This is a genomic window from Stenotrophomonas sp. YJH_SMC_14-1, from assembly GCF_059372275.1.
Genome location: NZ_JCAFVK010000005.1, coordinates 173,930 through 192,860, shown reverse-complemented (window position 1 = coordinate 192,860; position 18,931 = coordinate 173,930). Strand labels below are relative to the sequence as shown.

The 18,931-nt window shown below is 65.5% G+C and carries 18 protein-coding genes; 13 read left to right on the top strand and 5 right to left on the bottom strand.

From position 1 onward, the window contains the following. The first annotated feature begins 13 nt into the window (after positions 1–13). Positions 14–808 carry a MetQ/NlpA family ABC transporter substrate-binding protein gene (locus tag AC5P9P_RS14020; RefSeq protein ID WP_012481327.1) on the top strand — a complete coding sequence of 265 codons (795 nt, stop codon included), beginning with the start codon at positions 14–16 and terminating at the stop codon, positions 806–808. Positions 809–914: 106 nt separating this feature from the next. On the opposite strand, the gene glpK is transcribed toward AC5P9P_RS14020, so the two are convergent. The 3 genes from glpK to AC5P9P_RS14005 form a co-directional block, all read right to left on the bottom strand. Beyond that, a complete protein-coding gene (glpK, locus tag AC5P9P_RS14015) occupies positions 915–2,414 on the bottom strand; it encodes a glycerol kinase GlpK (RefSeq protein ID WP_005411142.1) in 1,500 nt (499 codons plus the stop codon). Positions 2,415–2,519: 105 nt separating this feature from the next. Continuing rightward, entirely contained in the window at positions 2,520–4,025 is a 1,506-nt protein-coding gene (gene glpD / locus AC5P9P_RS14010; RefSeq protein ID WP_033833957.1) for a glycerol-3-phosphate dehydrogenase, read from the bottom strand. A gap of 128 nt (positions 4,026–4,153) precedes the next feature. Next, positions 4,154–4,789 (bottom strand): OmpW/AlkL family protein, encoded by a 636-nt coding sequence (locus AC5P9P_RS14005; RefSeq protein WP_005411140.1) that lies wholly within the window; start codon positions 4,787–4,789, stop codon positions 4,154–4,156. A 186-nt stretch (positions 4,790–4,975) separates the two neighbouring features. Here AC5P9P_RS14005 and AC5P9P_RS14000 point away from each other — a divergent pair, with 186 nt between their 5' ends. The 3 genes from AC5P9P_RS14000 to lpdA all read left to right on the top strand — a co-directional run bounded on the left by AC5P9P_RS14000 (position 4,976) and on the right by lpdA (position 9,294). Then, positions 4,976–5,491: a DNA-deoxyinosine glycosylase gene (locus AC5P9P_RS14000; RefSeq protein WP_005411139.1), complete on the top strand. Its 516-nt coding sequence runs from the start codon at positions 4,976–4,978 to the stop codon at positions 5,489–5,491. A gap of 167 nt (positions 5,492–5,658) precedes the next feature. Further along, on the top strand, positions 5,659–7,377 hold the full coding sequence (gene aceF, locus AC5P9P_RS13995) for a dihydrolipoyllysine-residue acetyltransferase (RefSeq protein ID WP_111173328.1): 1,719 nt from the start codon (positions 5,659–5,661) through the stop codon (positions 7,375–7,377). A 108-nt stretch (positions 7,378–7,485) separates the two neighbouring features. Beyond that, a complete protein-coding gene (gene lpdA, locus AC5P9P_RS13990; protein WP_099484397.1) occupies positions 7,486–9,294 on the top strand; it encodes a dihydrolipoyl dehydrogenase in 1,809 nt (602 codons plus the stop codon). 441 nt (positions 9,295–9,735) lie between these two features. Here the strand turns inward: lpdA and AC5P9P_RS13985 are convergent, their stop codons facing one another. Further along, complete coding sequence (locus tag AC5P9P_RS13985) at positions 9,736–10,554, bottom strand: hypothetical protein (protein WP_032967007.1); 819 nt, start codon at positions 10,552–10,554, stop codon at positions 9,736–9,738. A gap of 457 nt (positions 10,555–11,011) precedes the next feature. Between AC5P9P_RS13985 and AC5P9P_RS13980 the strand changes: the two genes are divergently transcribed. From AC5P9P_RS13980 to AC5P9P_RS13940, 9 genes are all read left to right on the top strand, one after another. Continuing rightward, on the top strand, positions 11,012–11,377 hold the full coding sequence (locus tag AC5P9P_RS13980) for a hypothetical protein (RefSeq protein WP_006394654.1): 366 nt from the start codon (positions 11,012–11,014) through the stop codon (positions 11,375–11,377). 31 nt (positions 11,378–11,408) lie between these two features. Continuing rightward, positions 11,409–12,209 carry a F0F1 ATP synthase subunit A gene (gene atpB / locus AC5P9P_RS13975; protein ID WP_005411134.1) on the top strand — a complete coding sequence of 267 codons (801 nt, stop codon included), beginning with the start codon at positions 11,409–11,411 and terminating at the stop codon, positions 12,207–12,209. Between the two features lie 73 nt (positions 12,210–12,282). Beyond that, positions 12,283–12,588, top strand: coding sequence for a F0F1 ATP synthase subunit C (atpE, locus tag AC5P9P_RS13970; protein WP_005411133.1), 306 nt, complete (start codon positions 12,283–12,285; stop codon positions 12,586–12,588). 106 nt (positions 12,589–12,694) lie between these two features. Continuing rightward, entirely contained in the window at positions 12,695–13,165 is a 471-nt protein-coding gene (locus AC5P9P_RS13965; protein WP_005419512.1) for a F0F1 ATP synthase subunit B, read from the top strand. A gap of 2 nt (positions 13,166–13,167) precedes the next feature. Then, positions 13,168–13,695 (top strand): F0F1 ATP synthase subunit delta, encoded by a 528-nt coding sequence (locus AC5P9P_RS13960; protein ID WP_005411131.1) that lies wholly within the window; start codon positions 13,168–13,170, stop codon positions 13,693–13,695. Positions 13,696–13,739: 44 nt separating this feature from the next. Continuing rightward, positions 13,740–15,287 (top strand): F0F1 ATP synthase subunit alpha, encoded by a 1,548-nt coding sequence (gene atpA / locus AC5P9P_RS13955; RefSeq protein WP_005411130.1) that lies wholly within the window; start codon positions 13,740–13,742, stop codon positions 15,285–15,287. Between the two features lie 97 nt (positions 15,288–15,384). After that, positions 15,385–16,248 carry a F0F1 ATP synthase subunit gamma gene (atpG, locus tag AC5P9P_RS13950; RefSeq protein WP_005411129.1) on the top strand — a complete coding sequence of 288 codons (864 nt, stop codon included), beginning with the start codon at positions 15,385–15,387 and terminating at the stop codon, positions 16,246–16,248. 37 nt (positions 16,249–16,285) lie between these two features. After that, the gene (gene atpD, locus AC5P9P_RS13945; protein WP_005411128.1) at positions 16,286–17,692 is read left to right on the top strand and encodes a F0F1 ATP synthase subunit beta; all 1,407 of its coding nucleotides are present in this window, start codon (positions 16,286–16,288) and stop codon (positions 17,690–17,692) included. Between the two features lie 113 nt (positions 17,693–17,805). After that, positions 17,806–18,228, top strand: a complete 423-nt coding sequence (locus AC5P9P_RS13940) for a F0F1 ATP synthase subunit epsilon (protein ID WP_005411127.1) — start codon at positions 17,806–17,808, stop codon at positions 18,226–18,228. A gap of 243 nt (positions 18,229–18,471) precedes the next feature. Here the strand turns inward: AC5P9P_RS13940 and AC5P9P_RS13935 are convergent, their stop codons facing one another. Further along, positions 18,472–18,855 carry a GtrA family protein gene (locus AC5P9P_RS13935; RefSeq protein ID WP_414498073.1) on the bottom strand — a complete coding sequence of 128 codons (384 nt, stop codon included), beginning with the start codon at positions 18,853–18,855 and terminating at the stop codon, positions 18,472–18,474. Positions 18,856–18,931 lie beyond the last annotated feature (76 nt).

Here is an 18,931-nt window from a genome sequence, read left to right as displayed (position 1 = left end):
AACTCCCCCGCCCATGAAGAAGACCCTGTTGCTGCCCCTGCTCGCCGCTGCGCTGGCCCTGACCGCCTGCGGCAAGTCCGGCGAGCCCTCGCAGAAGCTGGTGGTGGCCGCCACGGCCGTGCCGCATGCCGAGATCCTTGAGGTGGTCAAGCCGATCCTCAAGCAGGAAGGCGTGGACCTGGACGTGCGCGTGTTCAACGACTACGTGCAGCCCAACGACCAGCTGGTGCAGAAGCAGGTGGACGCCAACTACTTCCAGACCGAGCCGTACCTGGATGCCTACAACCGCGATCGCAAGACCGATCTGGTGAAGGTGATCGGCGTGCATATCGAGCCGTTCGGTGCCTATTCGCGCAAGGTCAAGTCGCTGGCCGAGCTGCGCGACGGTGCCGACGTGGTGATCCCGAACGACCCGAGCAACAACAGCCGCGCGCTGATCCTGCTGCACAAGGCCGGCGTGATCGAGCTGAAGGATCCGGCCAACGCGCTGTCGACCCTGCGTGACATCACCGCCAACCCGAAGAACCTGAAGTTCCGCGAGCTGGACTCGGCGATGCTGCCGCGCGTGCTGGACCAGGTCGACCTGGCCCTGATCAACACCAACTACGCGCTGGATGCGGGCCTCAACCCGACCAAGGATGCACTGGCGATCGAGAGCAAGGACTCGCCGTACGTGAACTTCCTGGTCGCGCGGCCGGACAACAAGGACGACGCCCGCGTGCAGAAGCTGGCCAAGGCCCTGACCAGCCCGCAGGTGAAGGCTTTCATCGAGACCAGGTACAAGGGCGCGGTGCTGCCGGCGTTCTGACCGGCGCTGCGGGCGTTCTGGCCATGCGGTAGTGCCGGCCGCTGGCCGGCAATCTGCAAACGCCGCCAAGGATCATGGGGTTGCCGGCCAGCGGCCGGCACGACCTTCAGTCGACGTGGAAGGCGAGGGTGGCCGCTACGGCCTGCTGCCAGCCTGCATACAGTTTCTCGCGCCGCGCCACTTCCATCTGTGGCTCGAAGCGCCGGTCCAGGCCCCATTGCGCGGCGATCTGCTCGCGGCTGGACCAGAACCCGACGGCCAGACCGGCCAGGTAGGCCGCGCCCAGCGCGGTGGTCTCGGTCAGCCGCGGCCGCAGCAGAGGCACCCCAAGGATGTCGGCCTGGAAGCCGGCCAGGAAGTCGTTGCCGATCGCACCACCGTCGGCGCGCAGTTCGGTCAGCGCGATGCCCGCATCGGACTGCATCGCATCAAGCACGTCGCGGGTCTGGTAGGCCATCGCCTCCAGCGCGGCACGCACGAAGTGTGCCTTGCGGGTGCCACGGGTCAGGCCGAACATCGCGCCGCGCACATCGCTGCGCCAGTAGGGCGCGCCCAGGCCGACGAATGCCGGCACCAGATACGCGCCGCCGCTGTCCGGCACCTGCGCGGCCAGTGCCTGGCTGTCGCTGGCACGCTCGATCATGCGCAGGCCGTCACGCAGCCACTGCACCACCGAGCCGGCGATGAAGATCGAGCCTTCGAGTGCATATTCCACGCGCCCGTCCAGGCCCCAGGCAATGGTCGTCAGCAGGCCGTTGCGCGAGCGCACCGCCTGCGTGCCGGTGTGCATCAGCATGAAGCAGCCGGTGCCATAGGTGTTCTTGACCATGCCCGGCTGGAAGCAGGCCTGGCCGAACAGCGCCGCCTGCTGGTCTCCGGCGATGCCGGCGATCGGGATCGGGTGGTCGAAGAAGAACTGCGGCCGGGTGTGCGCATACACCGTGCTGGAATCGCGCACCTGCGGCAGCATCGCGCGGGGTATGTCCAGCAGCGCCAGCAGGTCGTCATCCCAGTCCAGCGTGTGGATGTTGAACAACAGGGTGCGTGCGGCGTTGCTGTAGTCGGTCACATGCGCCTGGCCGCCACTGAGGTTCCATACCAGCCAGCTGTCGATGGTGCCGAACAGCAGCTCGCCACGCTCGGCGCGTTGCTGCGCACCTTCCACGTGGTCGAGGATCCAGCGCACCTTGGTGGCGGAAAAATAGGCGTCGATCAGCAGGCCGGTGCGTTCGCGGACCAGTGCCTCATGCCCGTCGCACTTCAGTCGCTCGCAGATGGCATGGCTCTGCCGCGACTGCCAGACGATGGCATTGTGGATCGGCTGGCCGCTGGCGCGGTCCCAGACCACGGTGGTCTCGCGCTGGTTGGTGATGCCCAGCGCGGCGATATGACGCGGGTCGATCTGTTCGCGGCTGAGCAGTTCGGTCAGCGTGGCATAGACACTGGTGAGGATCTCGCGCGGGTCATGCTCGACCCAGCCGGGTTGCGGGAAGATCTGCGCGAACTCGCGCTGCGCACTGCCGACGATGTCGCCAGCACGGTCGAACAGGATCGCGCGCGAACTGGTGGTGCCCTGGTCGATGGCCAGCACGTAGCGGGGCGTCATGCAGCGTCTCCGGTGGCGATGGGGAAATCCTAATGCATCGATCGCGTCGCGCGCGGCCACCCTGGTAGCTGCCAACCTTGGTTGGCACACGTGGCAACACGGGGGTCAGAGCCCTTTCCCTGGGAAAGGGATCCGACCCCCCATCCACGCCTGCAGCCGCGCCACCTGCGCCGCATCCAGCCGCAGCCCCAGCTTGCTCCGCCGCCACAGCACGTCCTCGGCATTCAAGGCCCATTCGTGGTCGCGCAGGAAGTCCACTTCGCGGGCATGCAGGCCGCCGCCAAACTCCTCGCCAAGATCGCCCTTGCCCTGAGCGCCCTGCAGCAGCTCCGCGCTGCGGCTGCCGTAGGCGCCGGCCCAGCGGCGCGCAATCTCTGCGGGCAGCCACGGTGCCAGTGCCTGCAGGCGCGAGCACGCCTGCGTGGCGTCGCCCCAGTCGCTGCCCGGCAGTGGGTGGCCCGTTGCCGTCCATGCCGGTCCCATCTGCGGCAGGGCGGGGCGCAGCAGGTCCAGCGCTTCTTCGGCCAGCACGCGGTACGTGGTCAGCTTGCCGCCCAGCACATGCAGCGCGGGCGCCGGGCTGGACTGCAACTGCAGGCGGTAGTCACGGCTCAGCTTCGCTGCACGCGGATCGGGATCGGCAAGTAGCGGGCGTACCCCTGCGAACTGCCAGACCACGTCCTGCGGGGTGATCGGCTCGCGCAGGTAGTGGTTGGCGGCCTCGCACAGGTAAGCCACCTCCGAAGGCAGCACGCTGCACCGGGCCGGGTCGCCGCGGTAGTCGGTGTCGGTGGTGCCGACCAGCAGGTGGTCGTGGGCGAACGGCAGCAGGAACACCACGCGGCCATCGGGCTGCTGAAGCAGGCAGGCGCTGTCGTCGGGCCAGGGCCGGCGCAGCACGATGTGGCTGCCCTGTACCAGGCGCAGGGCGGGGCCGCCATCGCGCGCCTGCATACGTTCCAGCAGGCCTCCTGCCCAAGGGCCGGCTGCATTGGCAACGGCCTGGGCGATCACCGTTTGCTGCCGGCCGTCGGTGGCTTCCAACGTGGCCTGCCAACGGCCCAGCACAGGGCGCAGTTCAATGCAGCGGCTGCGCACATGTACCCGTGCGCCACGCCGGGCGGCATCCAGCGCATTGAGCAGTACCAGCCGCGCGTCATCGACCTGTGCATCGGCGTAGCTGAAGGCCTGCCGCAGCGCCGGGGAGAGCCAGGGGCCAAGCGGGTCGCGTTGCAGGTCCAGTGCGCGCGAGGCGGGAAAACTCGGGCTGCGCCCGCCCAGATGGTCATACAGCCACAGGCCCGTGCGCAGCATCCAGCGCGGTCGCAGGTGGGGTTCCCATGGCAGTACGAAGCGCAACGGACGGACCAGATGGGGGGCCTGCCGCCGCACCACTTCGCGTTCGCCCAGTGCCTTGCGCACCAGTCCGAACTCGCCCTGTTCAAGGTAGCGCAGGCCGCCGTGGATCAGTTTGCTGCTGGCGCTGGAGGTGTGCGCGGCCAGGTCATCCTGCTCGCACAACAGCACCCGCAGGCCGCGGCCGGCCGCATCACGGGCGATGCCGGCGCCGTTGATGCCGCCACCGATCACCAGCAGGTCGACGTCGTCCATCGCGTCTCCGTGTCCTGTGTGTGCGTAGAGTCGACTGACAGTCGACTCTACAGAACGCGGGTGACGGAAACGACGACGGGCCCCGCAGGGCCCGTCGCGTTACATCCGTGAAGCCGGTGCTGCCTAGATCAGAAGCGGGCACCGATGCCGAAGCCGACGGTCCACGGATCCATCTTGGCTTCGCCGATCTTCTCACCGCCGACCTTCACGTCCGGACGCGAACGCATGTAGCGGGCATCGGCACGGGCGAACCAGGTGGAGTTGATGTTCATGTCCACGCCGACGGTGCCGATCACGCCCTTGGCGTCCTTGAGGCGGATGTCGGAGCTGCTGCCGTCGGCCAGCGTTTCATTGCTGAAGCTGGACTGGTAGTAGCCCACGCCCACGAACGGACGGAACACGTTGTCAGCCTGGCCGAAGTGGTACTGGCCGCTCAGCGCGACCGGCTGCTGCTCGACGTTGCCCAGGCGGGCATTGTTCGGGCCCTTCACCTTGTGGTCGAACTTGTCGGCGGCGCCCCACAGTTCAACGGCCCAGTTGTCGTTGATGTAGTAGCTGAAGCTGACGGTCGGTGCCGGGCCACCATCGACCTTCTTGATGCCGTCGATCGGATCATTCTTCGGCTGCAGCAGCGCGACGCCGCCAACCACGGCAAAATGCTTGCCCGAAGCGGTATCGGTGGAGCTGCTGTCCTGGGCGAAAGCGGCCGGCGCGAAGGCGGCGGAGGTCAGCAGGGCGAGACTCAGGATACGGATGGAGCGCATGGGGGTATCTCCTAATGTTTCTTGTTTTGGGCCCCCGGTTGCGGGGCGAGCACACCGTAGTCGCCTCAACATGAATCGAATCCGACGCGCGTTAAAAAATAGTTTTCCTTGTTCAGCGATCAGCGCGAAAAGCCTGTATCCATGGGGTTTCTGGCCGTCAGTGGCATTCATTCAGTTGGAGAAGATGTGAGCGCGGCAACGCTGTGCGTCGGCCTGCAAGCGCAGGTGAACGTGGATTGCAGGGTACTGCTGCTGGGTTCGATGCCAGGCGTGGCATCCCTCCAGGAGCAGCGTTACTACGCGCATCCGCGCAACCGCTTCTGGCCGCTGATGGCCGATATCTGCGGTTTCGACGCGGCTCTGCCCTATGTGCAACGGCTGCAGGCGTTGAACGCCGCGGGCATCGGCCTGTGGGATGTGATCGGCCGCTGCGAGCGGCGCGGCAGCCTGGATGCCGACATCGTGCGTGGCACGGAAGTGGCCAATGCGCTGCCGGAACTGATCGCCACGCTGCCTGAGCTGAAACTGATCGGCTGCAATGGTGGTGCGTCGCTGCAGGCGTTCCAGCGCTGGGTGCTGCCACGGCTGGAAACCCCGCCGAAGCTGGTCGCATTGCCGTCGACCAGCCCTGCCAATGCGGCGTGGTCGTTGCCGCGCCTGCGCCAGGCCTGGCAGCCGGTGGCCGACGCGCGGGCGACATGAAGCGGACATCGTTCGGACAATACGCTACCGACTGGTCGCGGCCGCGACCCATTGGCAACAGCGTGTCCCGGCTGCGTGCGTACTGAAAACACCTGTAACGGTTGGCGCTGGACCCCGCTGGCCGCACAATAGACGTTTCCCTACACCAGATTGCCGGAGTTATCCCCATGGCCGAAATCAAGGAAGCACTTGTCCCCGATATCGGTGACTACAGCGATATCCCGGTAATCGAGGTGCTTGTCGCCGTCGGCGACACGGTCAAGAAGGACCAGGGCCTGGTGACGCTGGAAAGCGACAAGGCGACCATGGAAGTGCCGTCCTCGGTGGCTGGTGTGGTCAAGGAACTGAAGGTCAAGGTCGGCGACAGCCTGTCCGAAGGCAAGGTCGTGGCCCTGATCGAAGTGGCCGCAGGCGAAGCCGAAGCCGCCAAGCCGGCGGCCGCCGCGCCGGCACCGGCCAAGGCCGCTGCCCCGGCTGCCGCCACCCAGAGCGCACCGGCCCCGGCCGCAGCTGCGCCGGCCGCCCCGGCTGCCAGCGGTGGTGCGGTTGAAGCGCTGGTGCCGGATATCGGCGACTACTCCGGCATTCCGGTCATCGAAGTGCTGGTCGCCGTCGGCGACACGGTCAAGAAGGACCAGGGCCTGGTCACGCTGGAAAGCGACAAGGCCACCATGGAAGTGCCGTCGTCGGTGGCCGGCGTGGTCAAGGAGATCAAGGTCAAGGTCGGCGACACTCTGTCGCAGGGCAATGTGGTCGCCATCATCGAAGCCGAGGGCGCTGCCGCGCCGGCGCCGACCAAGGCGGCCGCTGCGGCCGCTCCGGCTGCCGCCGAGACCGCCACCAAGGTCGAGCCGGTCGCTGTGCCGGTGCAGCCGGACAAGCTGGCGGCCCGCGAGATCGCCTCGGCCGGTACCCCGTCCAGCCCGCCGGTGCAGTTCAACGCCGATGGCGTGCTGCCCGCCAAGGTGCCGTATGCCACCCCGGCGGTGCGTGTGTTCGCCCGCGAACTGGGCGTGGACCTGCTGCAGATCAACGGCACCGAGAAGGGTGGCCGCATCACCAAGGGTGACGTGCAGAAGTTCGTCAAGGCCGCCCTCAGCGGTGGCGTGCCGGCTGCCGGCGGTGCTGCTGTCGCTGCCGGTGGTGGCCTGAACCTGCTGCCGTGGCCGAAGGTCGACTTCAGCAAGTTCGGCGAGACCGAAGTGCAGCCGCTGTCGCGGATCAAGAAGATCTCGGGTGCGAACCTGGCCCGCAACTGGGCGATGATCCCGCACGTCACCCAGTTCGAGCAGGCCGACATCACCGACCTGGAAGGCCTGCGCGTGGTGCTGAACAAGGAGAACGAGAAGGCCGGCATCAAGCTGACCATGCTCGCCTTCCTGATCAAGGCCAGCGCCGCAGCGCTGAAGAAGTTCCCGGAGTTCAACGCCTCGCTCGATGCCAGCGGTGAAAACCTGACCCTGAAGAAGTACTTCCACATCGGCTTCGCCGCCGACACGCCGAACGGCCTGGTCGTGCCGGTGATCCGCGACGTGGACAAGAAGGGCGTGGTGCAGATCGCGCAGGAAACCGGCGAACTGGCCAAGAAGGCACGCGACGGCAAGCTCGGCCCGGCCGACATGAGCGGCGGCTGCTTCTCGATCAGCTCGCTGGGCGGCATCGGCGGCACCGCGTTCACCCCGATCGTCAATGCACCGGAAGTGGCTATCCTCGGTGTCTCCAAGTCGTCCATCCAGCCGGTCTGGAACGGCAAGGAATTCGCACCGAAGCTGATGCTGCCGCTGTCGCTGAGCTACGACCACCGCGTCATCGACGGCGCCCTGGCCGCACGCTTCACCACGTACCTGTCCCAGGTACTGGCCGACATGCGCCGCGTGCTGCTGTAAGGCACCCGCTTCGCCCCCACCGTGCGGCCGCAGCCCCTGGCGCGGCCGCGTGAACAGATGCAGTGACAGCCCACCGGCCATGCCGGGCGGGCATGAGGAAAACCCACCATGGCCACGATTGAAGTCAAGGTTCCCGACATCGGCGATTACAGCGATGTGCCGGTGATCGAAGTGTTGGTCGCCGTCGGCGACACGGTGAAGAAGGACCAGGGTCTGGTAACCCTGGAATCGGACAAGGCCACCCTGGAAGTGCCGTCCTCGGCTGCCGGCGTGGTCAAGGAGATCAAGGTCAAGCTGGGCGACACCCTGTCCGAAGGCGCCGTGGTCGTGGTGCTGGACGCTGAAGGCGCCGCCGAAGCCCCGGCCAAGGCCGCTGCACCGGCTCCGGCTGCAGCCGCTCCGGCCAGCAAGCCGCCGGTGACCCCGTCGCACCGCGCCCCGGCCGAACCGGCTGCGCCGAAGCCGGCGCTGTCCAGCGGCAAGCCGGCCGACATCGAATGCGAGATGGTCGTGCTGGGCTCGGGCCCGGGCGGCTACACCGCCGCCTTCCGCGCTGCCGACGTCGGACTGGATACGGTGCTGGTCGAACGCTACGCCAGCCTCGGCGGCGTCTGCCTCAACGTGGGCTGCATTCCGTCCAAGGCGCTGCTGCACGCCGCAGCGGTCATCGACGAAGTGGCCCATGCCGGTGATTTCGGCGTCGAGTTCGGCAAGCCGACCATCACCCTGGACAAGCTGCGCCAGTACAAGGAAAAGGTCGTCAACCAGCTGACCAAGGGCCTGGCCGGCATGGCCAAGCAGCGCAAGGTCCGCAACGTGCAGGGCGTCGGCAAGTTCATCTCGGCCAACGAGCTGGAAATCACCGCTGCTGACGGCAGCACCCAGCTGCTGCGCTTCCAGAAGTGCATCATCGCCGCCGGTTCGCAGGCGGTGAAGCTGCCGAACTTCCCGTGGGACGACAAGCGCGTGATGGATTCCACCGACGCGCTGGAGCTGGCCGAAGTGCCGGGCTCGCTGCTGGTCGTCGGCGGCGGCATCATCGGCCTGGAAATGGCCACCGTGTACAGCGCGCTGGGCAGCAAGGTCACCGTGGTCGAGTTCATGGACCAGCTGATGCCGGGCGCCGACAAGGACCTGGTCAAGCCGCTGGCCGACCGCCTGAAGAAGCAGGGCATCGAAGTGCACCTGAAGACCAAGGCCTCGGGCGTCACCGCCGATGCCAAGGGCATCACCGTCACCTTCGAAGCCGCCGAGGAAGGCCAGGCGCCTGCGCTGGCGCAGGGCACCTTCGACCGCGTGCTGGTGGCCGTGGGCCGCTCGCCGAACGGCAGGAAGATCGATGCCGAGAAGGCCGGCGTGCAGGTCACCGACCGTGGCTTCATCCCGGTCGACCGCCAGATGCGCACCAACGTGCCGCACATCTTTGCCATCGGCGACATCGTCGGCAACCCGATGCTGGCCCACAAGGCCACGCACGAAGGCAAGCTGGCCGCCGAAGTGGCTGCTGGGCACAAGAAGGAATGGGTGGCCCGCGTGATTCCGTCGGTGGCCTATACCAACCCGGAAATCGCCTGGGTCGGTGTGACCGAGACCGAAGCCAAGGCCAAGGGCCTGAAGGTCGGCGTGGCCAAGTTCCCGTGGGCCGCCAGTGGCCGCGCGATCGGCATCGGCCGCACCGAGGGCTTCACCAAGCTGATCTTCGACGAAGAAACCCACCGCATCATCGGCGGTGCGATCGTCGGCGTGCACGCCGGTGATCTGCTGGCCGAGATCGGCCTGGCCATCGAGATGGGTGCGGAGGCGGAAGACATCGGCCACACCATCCATGCCCACCCGACGCTGAGCGAGTCGGTGGCGATGGCGTCGGAAATCTACGACGGCACGATCACCGATCTGTACATGCCGAAGAAGAAGTAAGGCGCCCGCGCCGTTCCGAACGAAAAGCCCTGGCATCTGCTGGGGTTTTTTGTTTCTCCGCTCCGGATTTTTACGAGCGGTGGGGCCGCTGCGCGGGTGGCAGGCGTTTGGACAAATGTCCCCCGCCGCCCGCCTGCGGCGGTCGCCTCCTCCTTTACTTTGTCCAAACGCCTGCCACCCGCGCAGCGGCTCGGCTTGCGGATAGTCAGAGCCAGTGCCAAAGCCGCCCGGATTCCTGACACGCGGGGGGAGAGGGGCTTGTGTGCGAAGTAAAGGAGGAGGCGTCGGCCGTAGGCCGGCGCCGGGGGACATTCGCACGCAAGCCCCTCTCCCCCCGCGCTCGACCAACCTGCTTCTCTGCTCGACGATGCCACAAAAAACGCGGCCCCGATGTTCCGGAGGCCGCGCCAGGAGAGAGAGTGCCGTGGAAGGGGCGGGGGATCAGAACACGAAGCTGATACCGGCCACCGGGCCCTTGAATTCCTGCTTCAGGCCGACAGTACCGTCGCTGCCCTTCTTGTCCACGTCCAGCTTGAACCAGTCGTAGCCGGCGAACACGCCGAAGTTCTTGGTGAAGCGGTAATCGACGATGGCATTGGCGCGGCTCAGGTCGCCCTTGTAGTCATCGAAGCTGCCCCAGCGCGTGTTGAGATACTGGCCCTGCAGCGTGATCATCCAGCGCTCGGACGGCGTGAAGGTCATGCGGGCGCCGACCACAGGTGCCACGCCATCAGCCTTCTCGTCGAGGAACTGGCCTTCGTACACCGTGCCCAGGTCGGCGTAGCCCTTGGTGCTGACCTTGGCGTACTCGCCACCGATCTGCAGGCCGAGGTCGAAGGTGTCGGTATCAACCACCGAGTAGTCATAGACCAGGCTGGCCACCTGGTACTTCAGCTCACCCTTCACGAAGCTGCCGGCCGGCACGTTCTCACCGCCGAAGGAAATGCCCTGGTCGAGGGTCTCGCGGCGGTCCTTGTCGTACTTGAAGTAGTTGAACAGGAGGCGCTGACGGTTGCTGATGCGGAACATGCCGTCGATGCGCGGCTCCCATTCCTTGCCACCCAGCTTGAAGTCCTGGTTCAGGGAGATGTCCTGGCCGGCCACGGTGGTGCTGCCGCGGAGGGTGTTGTCCGAATCGATGTTCATCGCACCCAGACGGATGGCAAAGCGGTCATCGCCTTCGGCGGCGTGGGCCGCATTGGCGAACGAGGCGCCGGCAGCGAGCAGGGAGAGGGCGAGCAGGGTGGGTACGGGGCGCATCGAAGAGTCCTTGCAGTGGTTCATCAGAATGAAGGCCACTGTGCCGGACAGGCCCGTCCACCATGCGTGAACGTATGGTCCATGGCATGTGTACGGTTCAGTGCTGTCGCGACGATGCAAAAAGATGGCCCCGGAGCCGGGCTTCGGGGCCATCGTGGGACCTGCGGGGCGGAGCCGACGAGGATGCTGCAGGCAGGTCGAATGATCGGACCGGCATGTCTGACGAAAGTTCCGCAGCCTGCGACCAAAGTTCAATAGTGCGTCGCAACATGGTGCGGACGTCATTGTCCCCCTGGTGGCACGCAAAAATGTAACCGTTACCGCAACTTGCGGCTTCCAGGGATGAACAGGGAGCGGTTGTCTCGCAAATTGTCCCATTGCTATAATTTGGCGGCTCGATGAGGCCCCCCTGCTGTAGCCGCCTCAGCCCTCCACTTGCAACCACGCGGGACGTCCTGTGCTGAACTCCGTTGATGCGGGTCGGCGACTGATGCTGCGCGCCGCGGTCTACCCGCTGGCCGCAGTGGCTGTCCTGGCCCTGGCCTTCCTGCTGGTAGGTCCGAAATACGCCCTCGGCGCGCTGGCGTCCGGTGTGGCCATTTCGGCCGGTGGCTGGGTGGCGGCACGGATGGCACTGGGCGGTGGGGCACTGGCCGCAGGATCGGCGATGGCTCGCCTGATCATTGCGATCGTGGCCAAGTGGGTCGTGGTTTTCGGCGTCCTGCTGGTGGGGTTCCTGGTCTTCAAGCTGCCTGCATTGGCGCTGTTGGCCGGTATCGCCGTCGGCTTGATGTTCCAGGTCCTGGCGATGGCCAGGCGTTGACAGAATTCAATTAACTGAAGGTTCCGGACACATGGCGGGCGAGGCTCTAACCCCTACCAGCTACATCCAGCATCACCTGCACAACCTGACCGCGCCGGTCGGCAAGGGTGAGGGTATGTTCTGGCATATCCACGTCGATACCTTCCTCACCGCGGTCCTGATGGGCCTGGTGATCGTTGTCGCGTTCTGGCTGGGCACCCGCAAGGCCACCGCCGGCGTGCCGGGCAAGTGGCAGGCCTTCGTTGAAATCTGCCTGGAGTTCGTCGACCGCCAGGCCAAGGACACCTACCACGGCAAGAGCAAGCTGGTCACGCCGATCGCCATCACCATCTTCTTCTGGATTCTGCTGATGAATCTGCTGAAGATGATTCCGGCCGATTTCATCGCCAAGCCGCTGGAATGGGCGGGCGTGCACTACTGGAAGCCGGTGCCGACCGCTGACGTCAATGCCACCCTGGGCATGGCCATCAGCGTGTTCTTCCTGATGCTGTTCTTCGCGCTCAAGTCCAAGGGCCTGGGCGGCTTCATCAAGGAATTCCTGACGGCGCCGTTCGGCAAGTGGATGATGCCGTTCAACCTGATCCTCAACATCGTCGAGTGGCTGAGCAAGCCGATCTCGCTGGCGATGCGACTGTTCGGCAACATGTTCGGTGGCGAAATCGTGTTCCTGCTGATCTGGGTGCTGGGTGGTGCCGGTTTCTTCGGTGCCATTGCCGGTGGTGTGTTCGGCCTCGGCTGGATGCTGTTCCACCTGCTGGTGATCCCGCTGCAGGCCTTCATCTTCATGATGCTGTCGATCGTGTACCTGAGCCTGTCGGAAGACGCTCACTGAGTTTCAAGCTTCAACGCGTTTCAACCTTCATCCGTTTCATCACCCTTAGCAACTTAAGTTCCTGGAGATAACCATGTACTTCGCCGTCCTGACCAACTTCGCGCAGATTCAGAGCTCCACCGCCCTTGCCGTCGGCATCATGATCGGCCTGGCCGCGCTGGGCGCCGGTCTGGGTCTGGCCATCATGGCTGGTAAGTTCCTGGAGTCGGCCGCCCGCCAGCCGGAACTGATCCCGGTCCTGCAGGTCCGCATGTTCATCACCGCAGGCCTGATCGACGCCGCGTTCATCATCTCGGTCGCCGTTGGCCTGCTGCTGGCCTTCGCCAACCCGCTGTCGGCTGCCTTCGCTGGCGCCGTCACCAAGGCTCTGGCCGGCTGATACAGCGGTTTGAGACGACCGGGTGCTTATGCACCCGGTTTCGGATGAAGGCCGGATGTGCCGCTACGGCGGCGCGTCCACCCCGAAACCAGCGATCGAGCTAACCATGAATATCAATTTCACCCTTCTTGCGCAGGCGCTGGCCTTCGCTGGTCTGATCTGGATCATCGCGACCAAGATCTGGCCGCCGCTGATGAACGCGATCGAAGAGCGCCAGCAGAAGATTGCTGAAGGCCTCGCTGCTGCCGACCGCAGCCAGAAAGATCTGGCCCAGGCGCAGGAGAAGGTCAACGAAGCGCTGAAGGAAGCACGCACCAAGGCCAACGAGATCATCGATCAGGCCCACGCGCGTGCCAACCAGATCGTTGATGCTGCCCGTAACGAAGCGATCACCGAAGCCACCCGTCAGAAGGAACTGGCCCAGGCTGAAATCGACGCCGCCGCCAACCGTGCCCGTGAAGATCTGCGCAAGCAGGTGTCCGCGCTGGCCGTGACCGGTGCCGAAAAGCTGCTCAAGCGCGAAATCGACGCCAACGCCCACAAGGCGCTGCTCGACGAGCTGGCCTCGGAGATCTAAGGATGAGCCAGGCCCTCACGCTTGCCCGCCCGTACGCCCGCGCCGCGTTCGCGACCGCGCGCGACGAAGGCGCGTTCGCGCCGTGGTCGGACGCCCTGGCGTTCTCCGCCCACGTCGCCGCCGACCCGCGCGTGGCGGCCCTGCTCGCCAACCCGGAGCTGGGTCGTGACGACGCCGTCGCCCTGCTGGCGCCGGTGTCCCACGGCGAGACCTACTCGCGCTTCCTGGCCATCCTGGCCGAATCGCATCGTCTGCCGCTGCTGCCGGAGATTTCCGGCATGTTCGACGCCCTGCGCGCCGAAGCCGAGCACGTGGTCAAGGCCACGGTCACCTCGGCCGCCGAACTGTCGGCCGGTGAGCTGGACGCGATCAAGGTCGCGCTGCGCAAGCGCTTCAACCGCGAGGTCGACGTGACCACCGCGGTCGATGCCTCGCTGATCGGCGGCGCCGTGATCGACGCCGGCGACGTGGTCATCGATGGTTCGCTGAAGGGCAAGCTGGCCCGTCTGCAGACCGCGCTCGCTAACTGAATTCATTTAACGTCCGGCCCCGCTGCCGGCACTAGGACTTGACGATGGCAACCACGCTCAACCCCTCCGAAATCAGCGAACTGATCAAGAACCGCATCGAGAAGGTCAAGCTGGCCGCGGAATCGCGCAACGAAGGCACCGTGACCAGCGTGTCCGACGGCATCGTGCGCATCTTCGGTCTGGCCGACGTGATGCAGGGCGAAATGATCGAACTGCCGAACAACACCTTCGCCCTCGCCCTGAACCTGGAGCGCGACTCGGTCGGCGCCGTGGTGCTGGGTGACTACGAGCACCTGCGCGAAGGCGACGTCGCCAAGACCACCGGCCGCATCCTGGAAGTGCCGGTCGGTCCGGAACTGCTGGGCCGCGTCGTGAACGCGCTGGGCGAGCCGATCGACGGCAAGGGCCCGCTGGGCACCGACCTGACCGCTCCGGTGGAGCGCGTTGCGCCGGGCGTGATCTGGCGCAAGTCGGTCGACCAGCCGGTGCAGACCGGTTACAAGTCGGTCGACTCGATGATCCCGATCGGCCGTGGCCAGCGCGAGCTGATCATCGGTGACCGCCAGACCGGCAAGACCGCCATGGCGATCGATGCGGTGATCAACCAGAAGGGCACCGGCATCAAGTGCGTGTACGTTGCGATCGGCCAGAAGGCGTCGACCATCGCCAACATCGTGCGCAAGCTGGAAGAGAACGGCGCGCTGGCCCACACCATCGTGGTCGCCGCGACCGCTTCCGAATCGGCTGCCATGCAGTACATCAGCGCCTACTCGGGCTGCACCATGGGTGAGTACTTCATGGACCGCGGCGAAGACGCGCTGATCGTGTACGACGATCTGTCCAAGCAGGCTGTCGCCTACCGCCAGATCTCGCTGCTCCTGAAGCGCCCGCCGGGCCGCGAAGCCTACCCGGGTGACGTGTTCTACCTGCACTCCCGTCTGCTCGAGCGTGCAGCCCGCGTGTCCGAGGAATATGTCGAGAAGTTCACCGAAGGCAAGGTCACCGGCAAGACCGGTTCGCTGACCGCGCTGCCGATCATCGAAACCCAGGCCGGCGACGTGTCCGCCTTCGTTCCGACCAACGTGATCTCGATCACCGACGGCCAGATCTTCCTGGAAACCGATCTGTTCAACGCCGGCATCCGCCCGGCCGTGAACGCCGGTATCTCGGTGTCGCGCGTCGGTGGCTCGGCCCAGACCAAGATCATCAAGAAGCTGTCCGGCGGCATCCGTATCTCGCTGGCCCAGTACCGCGAGCTGGCTGCGTTCGCGCAGTTCGCCTCGGACCTGGACGAAGCGACCCGCAAGCAGCTGGAGCGTGGCCAGCGCGTCACCGAGCTGATGAAGCAGAAGCAGTACGCGCCGATGTCGATCGCCAACCAGGCATTGTCGATCTACGCCGTCAACGAGGGTTACCTCGACGACGTGCCGGTCAACAAGCTGCTGGCGTTCGAAGAAGGCCTGCACGCCCACTTCGCCAACACCCAGGGCGAGCTGGTCAGCAAGGTCAACGCCACCGGCGGTTGGGACAACGACATCGAAGGTGCCTTCAAGAAGGGCATCGCCGAGTTCAAGACCACCGGCAGCTGGTAATCGCGGTCCTGTAGAGCGGAGCCGCTGGCTCCGCTGGACCAGATGACAAACGGTTGAACAACGCGGGGCAGCAGCCCCGCGCCACGGGAAACAAGAGATGGCAAGCGGACGCGAAATCAAAACCAAGATCAAGAGCGTGCAGAACACCCGCAAGGTGACGCGCGCCCTGGAAATGGTCTCGGCCTCCAAGATCCGCAAGGCGCAGGATCGGATGAAGACCTCGCGTCCGTACGCGCAGGCGATGAAGCAGGTGATCGGTCACCTGGCCCAGGCCAGCACCGACTACCAGCATCCGTTCCTGGTCGAGCGTGAGCAGGTCAAGCGGGTCGGCTTCATCGTGATCTCCTCCGATCGCGGCCTGGCTGGCGGCCTGAACAACAACCTGTTCCGCAAGATGCTGGGCGAAGCCAAGGCATGGCAGGACAAGGGTGCGGAAGTGGACCTGGTGACCATTGGCCAGAAGGCTTCGACCTTCTTCCGCCGCGTGAAGGTCAACATGGTCGGCAGCGTGACCCACATCGGCGACGTGCCGAAGCTGGAATCGCTGATCGGTGTGATCAAGGTCATGCTCGACGCCTTCACCGAAGGCAAGATCGACCGCGTGTACCTGGTCTACAACCGCTTCGTGAACACCATGGTGCAGAAGGCCAGCTTCGATCAGCTGCTGCCGCTGCCGCCGGCTGAGAAGCAGGTCGCTCACCACGACTGGGACTACCTGTACGAACCCGATGCCGCGACCGTGCTCGAGCACGTGATGACGCGTTACATCGAGTCGCTGGTGTACCAGGCACTGCTGGAAAACGTCGCCTCCGAGCATGCGGCACGCATGGTTGCGATGAAGGCGGCGAGCGACAACGCCAACAAGCTGATCGGCACCCTGCAGCTCGTCTACAACAAGGCGCGCCAGGCAGCGATCACCCAGGAAATCTCCGAAATCGTCGGCGGCGCGGCAGCAGTCTGACCGCGTTCGTTCAAAGCACACATTAGAGGATGCAGCAATGAGTCAGGGCAAGATCGTTCAGATCATCGGCGCGGTCGTCGACGTCGAATTCCCGCGTGAATCGGTGCCGAAGGTGTACGACGCACTGAAGGTGGAAAACACCGAGATCACCCTCGAAGTCCAGCAGCAGCTGGGCGACGGCGTGGTGCGTACCATCGCCCTCGGTTCCACCGACGGCCTGAAGCGCAACCTGGTTGCCGTCAACACCGGCCGTGGCATCTCGGTGCCGGTCGGCGCCGGCACCCTGGGCCGCATCATGGACGTGCTCGGCCGTCCGATCGACGAAGCCGGCCCGGTGGCCGCCAGCGACAGCTGGGAAATCCACCGTGCGGCCCCGTCGTACGAAGACCAGTCCCCGGCCACCGAACTGCTGGAAACCGGCATCAAGGTCATCGACCTGATGTGCCCGTTCGCCAAGGGCGGCAAGGTCGGCCTGTTCGGCGGCGCCGGCGTCGGCAAGACCGTCAACATGATGGAACTGATCAACAACATCGCCAAGGCGCACAGCGGTCTGTCCGTGTTCGCCGGCGTGGGTGAGCGTACCCGTGAGGGCAACGACTTCTACCACGAAATGAAGGACTCCAACGTCCTCGACAAGGTGGCGATGGTGTACGGCCAGATGAACGAGCCGCCGGGCAACCGCCTGCGCGTCGCCCTGACCGGCCTGACCATGGCCGAGTACTTCCGCGACGAGAAGGACGAAAACGGCAAGGGCAAGGACGTCCTGCTGTTCGTCGACAACATCTACCGCTACACCCTGGCCGGTACCGAAGTGTCGGCACTGCTGGGCCGCATGCCGTCCGCCGTGGGTTACCAGCCGACCCTGGCCGAGGAAATGGGCGTCCTGCAGGAGCGCATCACCTCGACCAAGAACGGTTCGATCACCTCGATCCAGGCCGTCTACGTTCCCGCGGACGACCTGACCGACCCGTCGCCGGCAACCACCTTCGCCCACCTGGACTCGACCGTTACCCTGTCGCGTTCGATCGCCTCGCTGGGTATCTACCCGGCCGTCGATCCGCTGGACTCCACCAGCCGCCAGATGGACCCGCTGGTCATCGGCCACGAGCACTACGACACCGCTCAGCGCGTCCAGCAGACCCTGCAGAAGTACAAGGAACTGAAGGACATCATCGCGATCCTGGGCATGGACGAACTGTCCGAAGAGGACAAGCAGGCCGTGTCGCGCGCCCGTAAGATCGAGCGCTTCTTCAGCCAGCCGTTCCACGTGGCCGAAGTGTTCACCGGTTCGCCGGGCAAGTACGTGCCGCTGAAGGACACCATCCGTGGCTTCAAGGCCATCGTCGATGGCGAGTACGATCACCTGCCGGAGCAGGCGTTCTACATGGTCGGCGGCATCGAAGAAGCGGTCGAGAAGGCCAAGAAGATGGCCGAGAAGGCCTGATCCGGGGCGGGCGGGAGCGATCCTGCCCGACCTGACGCCGGCGCCGGGCAACCGCCCGCGCCGGTGGACTCCCACGGTGGCATTGCGCCGCCGCGAACAGCGAAGAGATTTGCATGAGCACGATCCGTTGCGACATCGTCAGCGCCGAGCAGGAAATCTTCCGTGGCGAAGCGACCCTGGTCGTGGCCACCGGTGAGCTGGGCGAACTGGGCATCGCGCCCAAGCACGCGCCGCTGATCACCCGCCTGAAGCCGGGCAAGGTGGTGGTGACCACGCCGAATGGCGAGCAGCTGGATTTCGCCATTTCCGGCGGCATCCTGGAAGTGCAGCCGCAGGTGGTGACCGTGCTGGCCGACACCGCGATCCGCGCGCAGGACATCGACGAAGCCTCGGTCCGCAAGGCCAAGGAAGAAGCCGAACGCATCCTGGCCAACCGCGGTGAAGCCATGGAAGTGGCCGAAGCCCAGCAGAAGCTGGCCGAAGCCGTCGTCCAGCTGCAGGCCCTGGAACGCCTGCGCAAGACCCTCAAGCACTGAGGTTCCGCGCTGTATCCACGAAAACGCCGGCCCTGTGCCGGCGTTTTTGTTCGGGTGGCTGGGTAGAGTCGACCGGGTGGATTCGACTGGGTAGAGTCGACTGTTAGTCGACTGCTCTACGTTCAGGCCGCGAAAATCCCGCCCTGCGCGCGTTAGTCGACTACCAGTCGACTCTACCAATCCCGGTCCCCAGTCCCGATCCCGATCCCGATCCCGATCCCGATCCCCGATCCTGGTGCCGTCTCAGCGATACACCACGTACCGCATCAGCAGGAACGACACACACGCCAGGCCGCCTTCCACCAGCGGTTTGGCAAGCCAGGTGTTCTGCAGGCCCAGCGCGTGGTCCACCAGGCTCACCAGCAATGTGCTCGCCACGGTGAGCAGCAGCCATAGGCCGAAGAAGCGTGCAAATCGCTTCCATCCCAGCTTGCGGGTGCCGGCCTCGGCAAAGGTGTAGCGGCCGTTGAGCCAGAAGCCCAGCAGCATGCCGGCCAGGCGCCCGGCGATGTTGGCCGGCGCCACGGGCATGCCGAGCGCGGTGGTGACCACGAACACGAGCCAGTCGAGCAGCAGCTGCACGAGCCCGATGACGAGGTAGGCGCTTCCCTGGCGGACGAGGCTCATCGGCATGGCGAAGGGAGGAGGGATGCCCATGTTAACGGCGCACGCTCTAGAATCACCGGCAACGAACCACGGACCG